Source organism: Streptosporangium sp. NPDC051022 (assembly GCF_040683035.1).
In the GTDB taxonomy this organism is placed as follows: domain Bacteria; phylum Actinomycetota; class Actinomycetes; order Streptosporangiales; family Streptosporangiaceae; genus Streptosporangium.
This window is the reverse complement of record NZ_JBFBCF010000029.1, coordinates 113,442-120,638: the sequence shown is the minus strand read 5'-3', so window position 1 is coordinate 120,638 and position 7,197 is coordinate 113,442. Positions and strand designations below refer to the sequence as shown.

The window sequence follows — 7,197 nt, the reverse complement described above, 5'->3', positions numbered from 1 at the left end:
AAACTATCCCCAACCACCACTTTCACAATACAAACGCCCCCCCCCGGCGCGCCCCGCCCCCCCCCCCCCCGCTCACCCCCCACCAGCCTCGGGGGCGGGGGGGGGGGCGGCCCCCCCCCCCCCCCCCGCCCGCGCGGATTTCACGACAAGACGCTTCCCCTCCCGTCCCGTGAGGCGCGGAGGGCTTCTTCAGCGGGGAGAGCTGTGATCGGCCTGCCGGATTTTCCATGGGATCGGCTCACGCCGCTCAAGACGCTGGCGCAGGCGCATCCCGACGGGATCGTCGACCTGTCGGTCGGCACGCCCGTCGACCCGGTGCCCGCCGTGGTACGGCAGGCGCTCGCCGACGCCTCCGACAGCCCTGGATACCCGCTGACCTACGGCACCGAGCGGCTCCGCTCGGCGGCCGCCGGATGGCTGCGCCGCAGGCACGGCGTGGTCCTGGACCAGGCGAACGTGCTGCCGCTGATCGGGTCGAAGGAGTTCGTCGCCTGGCTGCCGACGCTGCTCGGCGTCGGACGCGGGCAGCGGGTGGTCTTCCCCGAGCTGGCCTACCCCACCTACGACGTCGGGGCGCGGCTCGCGGGTGCCGAGCCGTACGCCACGGACGGACTGTTCGCCCTCGGGCCCGAGCAGGTGCCCCTGGTCTGGGTGAACTCCCCCTCCAACCCCTCCGGCAAAGTGCTGCCCGCCGAGCACCTGCGCAAGGTGGTCTCGTGGGCGCGCGAGCACGGCGCGGTCGTGGCCTCGGACGAGTGCTACATCGAGCTGGGCTGGGAGGAGCAGCCGGTCTCGATCCTGCACCCCGATGTCTGCGGCGGCTCTCACGAGGGCCTGCTCGCGGTGCACTCGCTGTCCAAGCGCTCCAACATGGCGGGTTACCGGGCCGGGTTCGTCGCGGGCGACCCGGCGCTGATCCAGCGGCTGCTGGAGGTCCGCAAGCACGCGGGCATGCTCATGCCGGGTCCCGTCCAGGCGGCCATGGCCGTGGCGCTGGACGACGACGAGCACGCCGAGGAGCAGCGGGCCCGCTACGCCGCCCGTCGCGAGGTGCTCCGCCCCGCCCTGGAGGCGGCGGGCTGGCGGATCGAGCACTCGACGGCCGGCCTGTACCTGTGGGCCTCCGACGGCACGGACTGCTGGAAGCAGGTGCGAACTCTGGCGGAGAAGGGCATCCTGGTCGCCCCCGGTGACTTCTACGGAAAAGCAGGAAGCGCACATGTCCGGATTGCCGTTACCGCGAGTGACGAACGCATCAGCGCCGCGGTGCGCCGCCTCCAGTAGGACCGCGCGGCCATGACCCCCGAGGTCGCCGCGATACTGGGACTGAGCGCGGTCACGATCGCCCTGTTGCTGGGCGCGTTTCTCGCGACCACGCGCCAGGGCAGGAAACCGCGCACGTCCGGGACCCCCGGAGAGTCCCCCCTCCAACCGGCCGAGGGCGCCCAGCCGCCCCGGCCCAGTGCGGGTCATGTCGGCATCGACTACCCCGACCCGCGCACGATCAAGGTGGGCGACACGATCGACTGCCAGGGGACGCGGACCCGCGTCCTGGGCGCCCTCTACCTGTCGTCACAGGGAACCGAGTGGACCGAATACCTCCTGGACGACGGCAACCGCCGCTACCAGTGGCTGTCGATCGAGACGCGTTCCGGCCCGAACCCGGGCGACCCGCCGCACCTTGAGGTGCTGCTGTGGACGTCCGTGCCCACGCAGGGCATGATCCCCGCCAAGACCACGCTGAGCCTGGAGGGAGTGGAGTTCTTCCCGGTCGACCGGGGCACCGCGGCCTTCCGCTCCGAGGGCGTCACCTCGATGCCCGAGCGCGGCCTGCTCGACTTCGCCGACTACCGCGCGGCCGACGGCCGTCTGCTCTGCTTCGACCGGCTCCAGGGCCAGCCCTGGAACTCCGCCTACGCCCAGCCGCTGCCTCCCGGCTCGATCACCATCGAGAAGAAGGGCTGAACACCGCCGTCCGGGCGCCGGTACGGCGCGCGGTGAGGCGGGGGAGGTCGGTTCCGATGAGCGTGCCGATGAGCGGTGCCCAACCCGGTGAGCGTCTCCCTAGGAGATCTCGACCCGGTTCGCGGGGGCTCCGGCGTCGGGCTTCCAGCCCTCCTCGCCGCTGGCCGACGTCCACGCCTGGCCGCCGTAGCGGATCCGTTGCAGCCCGAACTTCTTGGCGTGCGCGACCGACCAGCTGGCCATCAGCCAGCCGTGCTTCTCGGAGGTCGTGCTGAAGGTGGCATTGGGGCCGAGCACGCGGGCGAGGCCGCGCCTGGCCCGATCTGGGGCGGGCAGTGGTGCCTTGGTGGCCCCGGTGGTCTTCGGGGAGGCGGTGGGGGCGGGGAACCAGCAGTGCACGGCCTTGGGCACCCGGCCGGTGAACGCCGCGGCCAGGATCTTCCCCTCGTCCTCGTGCTGGGCGTAGGCCGATCCGTCGGCCGAGCGCTGCACCTCCTGGGCCGCCTCGTGGACCGGGAGCTTGCGGTAGTTCTTCACCTTCACCAGCGCGGAGAAGAACTTTCCCGCGGCGTAGACCGGATCGGCCAGCTGCGCGGGCTTGCCCCAGCCCTGTGAGGGCCGCTGCTGGAACACCCCGATCGAGTCGCGGTCGCCGTCGGGCAGGTTCACCAGTTTGGACTCCTGGATGGCGGTGGCGTAGGCGATGACGACCGCCCGCTCGGGCAGCTTTTTGCGGGCGGCGACCGCCGCGATGATCGCCGCGACCTGGGCCTGTTCGATCTCCAGGTCCAGCGAGCCCTCCGGTGTGACGATCTTGCAGCCCTCGGTCGCCTCGGCTAAGCGCGTCACCCTGTTGAGGAGATTGATGACGCCCACGGTGATGGCCACCGCCAGCACGGTCACGATCGCGATGATCGCGATGATCCCTTTGGAGAAGCGCCGTCGCACGCTGAAAAACCTACCGATCTCGAACCGCCGGGGAACGGCGACGAATCTCGCCGAAACCTCGAAGTCGGAATCTCGAAGGGGAGCCGTCGCGCTCTGTTATCGTTTCACAGGTTTTGCGGGCAGAGCCTTGCCCGTCGCGATGCCCCTGCGGCTCGGCGAGAGGCCGCTTTCGTCCGGGAGCGGAGGAGCCACGAGTCAGCCCCATGCCAGCCCGCTTCCGGCGGCCGTCGACGAGCTGTGGAAACGCAGGGCCCTGCTGGACCGCGGTGACGCGCAGGCACACAGCGTCGTTGTGAGCGCCGTCGACATGCTCGACACCGGTGACGCCCGGGTCGCCGCCGTCTCCGGGGACGGCGAGGTGGTCGTCGACGAACGGGCCAGACGGGCCGTGGCACTGGCCTTCCAGGTGCTCGGCATGGCCAGGTCCCAGGTGGGTGACTTTCACCACAACGATCGGATCCCGCTGAAGACGTCCTTCGACGGTGTCCACGTGGTCCCCGGGGCGATCGCCCGATGGGGCGCCCATCTGGCGCCCGGCGTCGTGCTGATGCCCTCGTTCGTGGACATCGGCGCCCGCGTGGACGCCGGGGCCAGGGTGGACACCTGGGTCTCGGTCGGCTCGTGCGCCCAGATCGGCCGCGACGTCCACCTGCGCTGCGGGGCCGGGATCGGCGGGACGGAGGAGTCCGGCCTGGGCGACGGCGCCGGCGAGGTCGCCGGGTTCTCCCGGACGGACGGAAACGACGGGCTCTCCGGGGCCGACGGGCTCTCCGGGGTCGGCGGGATCGGCGGGGGCACGGTGCCGCCGGGTGCCGCCCGGGACGTCCCGGCTGTCCCGGCCGTCCCCGCCGTCGTCGAGGACGGCGCGCTGGTCGGCAGCCGTGCGCTGGTCGCCGAGGGGGCCAGGGTCGGCCGGGGGGCGGTGATCGGCGCGGGCACGATCCTGACCGCCCGCACACCGGTCGTCGACGCACGGACCGGCGAGGAACTGGGACGCGGGCACGTCCCCGACCGCTGCGTGGCGGTCGGCGGCACCAGGAGCGCCGGGTTCGCCGGGGGCGTCTTCGGGCTGCCCTGCGTCCTGGTGGTCGGGCGCCTGCGACGGGATCCCCGGCACGACAGGGCCGAGCTTGACGAGATCCTGCGCGAGCACGGGTTCGGCGTGTGACCCGCCGGTGACCGGGGCCGCCGCCGTACGGCCCGCCCCGGGAGGTCGCGGCCCGGGGGAGGACGCGACCGGGGACGCCGGGGATAGGGTCGCGAGCATGAGTACGCGTCTGGATCTCACACAGGACGTCGGGGCGCTCACCGCGCGGATCGTGGACATCGAGTCGGTCAGCGGTCACGAGAAGGTCCTGGCGGACGTCGTGGAGGAGTCGCTGCGGGCGCTGCCGCACCTGCGCGTCGACCGCGACGGCGAGTCGATCGTGGCCCGCACCGAGCTGGGCCGGGGTGAGCGGGTGGTGATCGCGGGCCACCTCGACACGGTCCCGGTCGCGGGCAACCTGCCCAGCCGGGTCGAGGACGGCCTGCTGTACGGCTGCGGCACCTCCGACATGAAGGCGGGCGTCGCGGTCGCCCTGAAGCTGGCCGCCGCGCTCACCGGGCCGAGCCGGGACGTGACCTACGTCTTCTACGACTGCGAGGAGATCGAGGCCGAGCGCAACGGCCTGCGCAGGCTCAGCCGCGACCACCCCGACTGGCTCGCCGGGGACTTCGCCGTTCTCATGGAGCCGACCGACGGCGAGATCGAGGGCGGCTGCCAGGGCACGCTCAGGGCCGAGATCACCACCAGGGGCAAGCGGGCGCACAGCGCCAGGTCCTGGCTGGGGGTCAACGCCGTGCACGGGGCCCTGCCGATCCTGCGGGCCCTGAGCGACTACCGGGCGAGGACGCCGGTCGTGGACGGGCTGGAGTACCACGAGGGCCTGAACGCGGTGGCGATCCGCGGCGGCGTCGCGGGCAACGTGATCCCCGACGAGTGCGTGGTGACCGTCAACTACCGCTTCGCCCCCGACCTGTCCCTGGAGGCCGCCCAGGCGCACGTGCGCGAGGTCTTCGACGGGTTCGAGATCCGGTTCACCGACGGGGCCCCCGCCGCACGCCCCGGCCTGACCCATCCGGTCGCCGCCGCCTTTGTCACGGCCGTCGGCGGCACGCCGCGGGCCAAGCTCGGCTGGACCGATGTTTCGCTGTTCTCCGGACTCGGGGTTCCCGCCGTGAACTACGGGCCCGGCGATCCCAATCTGGCCCATCAGCGCGGAGAGTTCGTCTCGCTGGAGAAGATCGCCGACTGCGAGCGGAGAATGCTCGGCTGGCTGGGGTGACACCCGGCTGAGCTGGGCGTCGGCCGGGAGAGGGCGGCCGGAGGGCCGGAAGGCGGCGCCGGTCACCGTGCCGGCACGGGCCGGGCACAAATGAAAGTGGCTTTCCTCGCCGGCCATTTGGCGGGGAAAGCCACTTTCAGTCCCGAGCAGCACCCTCGGCTGTTAGACGCGACCCCCCGGAAATCCGGTTCCCAGTTTTCCGGGAGATTTTTCAAGATTTTTCTGGTAGCGGCGCTAGCGTGTTCGGCATGAAGAAGACACGTCCGGAACGCCGTCAGGGCGCCGCCGTCGTCCGCGGCGACCTCGTCTCCGACTCCACCCATGACCAGCGGCTTCTCGACCGCAGGGGCCCCGCCGACTGGCTGCACATGGACCCGTGGCGGGTCATGCGCATCCAGGCGGAGTTCGTGGAGGGGTTCGGCCAGCTCGCCGAGCTGCCCGAGGCGGTGACCGTCTTCGGATCCGCGCGCACCCCCGAGAACTCCCCCGACTACGAGCTGGGCGTCAAGCTGGGCCGCAGGCTGTCCGAGGCGGGCTACGCCGTGATCACCGGGGGCGGCCCCGGTTGCATGGAGGCGGCCAACCGGGGGGCCAGGGAGGCGGGCGGGGTCTCCGTGGGCCTGGGCATCGAGCTGCCCTTCGAACAGCACATGAACGAGTACGTGGACCTGGGCATCGAGTTCCGCTACTTCTTCGTCCGCAAGACCATGTTCGTGAAGTACTCCTGCGGCTTCGTCGCGCTGCCCGGCGGCTTCGGCACGCTGGACGAGCTGTTCGAGGCGCTGACCCTGGTCCAGACCCGCAAGGTCACCTCCTTCCCCGTCGTGCTGATGGGCACGGAATTCTGGGGCGGCCTGGTCGACTGGATCAAGACGACCCTCGTGGACTCCGGCAAGATCTCCCGGGACGACCTGGACCTCGTCCAGGTGACCGACGACGCGGACGAGGCCATACAGATCATCGTCGACGCCGACCGGGAGCGGAATCGGCTCAGGACGGAGCAGCGGGCGGCCAGGCACACGATCGGCGACGCCGAATAGGGTCTTCCCGTGTTCATATGCGTATTCCTGGCGTCGAGCCAGAAGATCGACCCGAAGTACCTGACGTTGGCGGAGGAGGTCGGGGCCGAGCTGGCCCGGCGCGGACACACCCTGGTCAGCGGGGGCGCCAAGGTCTCCTGCATGGGTGCGGTCACCAGGGCGGCCCGCGCGGGCGGCGCCCGTACGGTGGGGGTGATCCCGCAGGCCCTGGTGGACATCGAGGTCGCGGACGAGGACTCGGACGAGCTGATCGTCACCACCGACATGCGTGAGCGCAAGGGCGTCATGGACGCCCGCTCGGACGCCTTCCTGGTGCTGCCCGGCGGCATCGGGACGCTGGAGGAGTTGTTCGAGGTCTGGACCGCGCGCACGATCGGCCTGCACGACAAGCCGCTGGTCGTCCTGGACCCGTGGGGCGTCTACCGGCCGCTGCGGGACCTGGTCGACGGCATGCACGAGCAGGGCTTCACCCGGCCCAACGTCTTCGACGCGATCTCCTGGACCACCACGGTCGAGGAGGCCTTCGAACTCCTGGAGAAGCGCACCACGCATCTGGTGCCCAGCCCCGAGGAGCTAGGCGAGGCCACGGCGGGTTAGCGCGGGCGGTCGCCGCCCGGCCAGCGACTCGGTCATCTCGACCGCGAGACGCACCTGGTCGGGGCGGGCGGTACGGAAGATCCGGGCACCCGCCCAGGCGCAGAGCGAGGCCGCGGCGAGCTCGGCGGCCTCGCCGGGATCCTCCGGATCCCCGGAGACCCCGCTCCGCCCGCCCTCCCGGGCGAGCTCGGCGGGCGTGACGACGACGGTGCGTCCCGCGCGGACGAGCTCCTCGACCTCGGCGATCGAGTGCGCCTCGGCCCAGGAGGGGTCCCCCCGGTCGCCGGGGGCCAGCACCCTGAGAGCGGTCATAAGGCGAT

The 7,197-nt window shown here is 71.7% G+C and carries 8 protein-coding genes; 6 read left to right on the top strand and 2 right to left on the bottom strand.

Features of this window, described 5'->3' with window-relative positions; translation table 11 throughout:
• Positions 1 to 204 precede the first annotated feature (204 nt).
• Together dapC and AB0N02_RS35745 are read left to right on the top strand one after the other, a co-directional pair.
• A complete protein-coding gene (gene dapC, locus AB0N02_RS35750; protein WP_363955855.1) occupies positions 205 to 1,284 on the top strand; it encodes a succinyldiaminopimelate transaminase in 1,080 nt (359 codons plus the stop codon).
• A 12-nt stretch (positions 1,285 to 1,296) separates the two neighbouring features.
• The gene (locus AB0N02_RS35745; RefSeq protein ID WP_363955851.1) at positions 1,297 to 1,965 is read left to right on the top strand and encodes a DUF4178 domain-containing protein; all 669 of its coding nucleotides are present in this window, start codon (positions 1,297 to 1,299) and stop codon (positions 1,963 to 1,965) included.
• Between the two features lie 99 nt (positions 1,966 to 2,064).
• Here the strand turns inward: AB0N02_RS35745 and AB0N02_RS35740 are convergent, their stop codons facing one another.
• Positions 2,065 to 2,913, bottom strand: coding sequence for a hypothetical protein (locus tag AB0N02_RS35740; protein ID WP_363955848.1), 849 nt, complete (start codon positions 2,911 to 2,913; stop codon positions 2,065 to 2,067).
• Between the two features lie 139 nt (positions 2,914 to 3,052).
• On the opposite strand from AB0N02_RS35740, the gene AB0N02_RS35735 reads away from it, so the two are divergent.
• From AB0N02_RS35735 to AB0N02_RS35720, 4 genes are all read left to right on the top strand, one after another.
• Positions 3,053 to 4,081 (top strand): DapH/DapD/GlmU-related protein, encoded by a 1,029-nt coding sequence (locus tag AB0N02_RS35735; protein ID WP_363955845.1) that lies wholly within the window; start codon positions 3,053 to 3,055, stop codon positions 4,079 to 4,081.
• Between the two features lie 97 nt (positions 4,082 to 4,178).
• A complete protein-coding gene (gene dapE, locus AB0N02_RS35730) occupies positions 4,179 to 5,240 on the top strand; it encodes a succinyl-diaminopimelate desuccinylase (protein ID WP_363955842.1) in 1,062 nt (353 codons plus the stop codon).
• A 248-nt stretch (positions 5,241 to 5,488) separates the two neighbouring features.
• On the top strand, positions 5,489 to 6,280 hold the full coding sequence (locus AB0N02_RS35725) for a TIGR00730 family Rossman fold protein (protein WP_363955840.1): 792 nt from the start codon (positions 5,489 to 5,491) through the stop codon (positions 6,278 to 6,280).
• A 9-nt stretch (positions 6,281 to 6,289) separates the two neighbouring features.
• A complete protein-coding gene (locus tag AB0N02_RS35720) occupies positions 6,290 to 6,877 on the top strand; it encodes a TIGR00730 family Rossman fold protein (RefSeq protein WP_363955838.1) in 588 nt (195 codons plus the stop codon).
• Here the strand turns inward: AB0N02_RS35720 and AB0N02_RS35715 are convergent.
• The gene (locus AB0N02_RS35715) at positions 6,854 to 7,189 is read right to left on the bottom strand and encodes a hypothetical protein (RefSeq protein WP_363955835.1); all 336 of its coding nucleotides are present in this window, start codon (positions 7,187 to 7,189) and stop codon (positions 6,854 to 6,856) included. The genes AB0N02_RS35720 and AB0N02_RS35715 overlap by 24 nt on opposite strands.
• Positions 7,190 to 7,197: the final 8 nt, after the last annotated feature.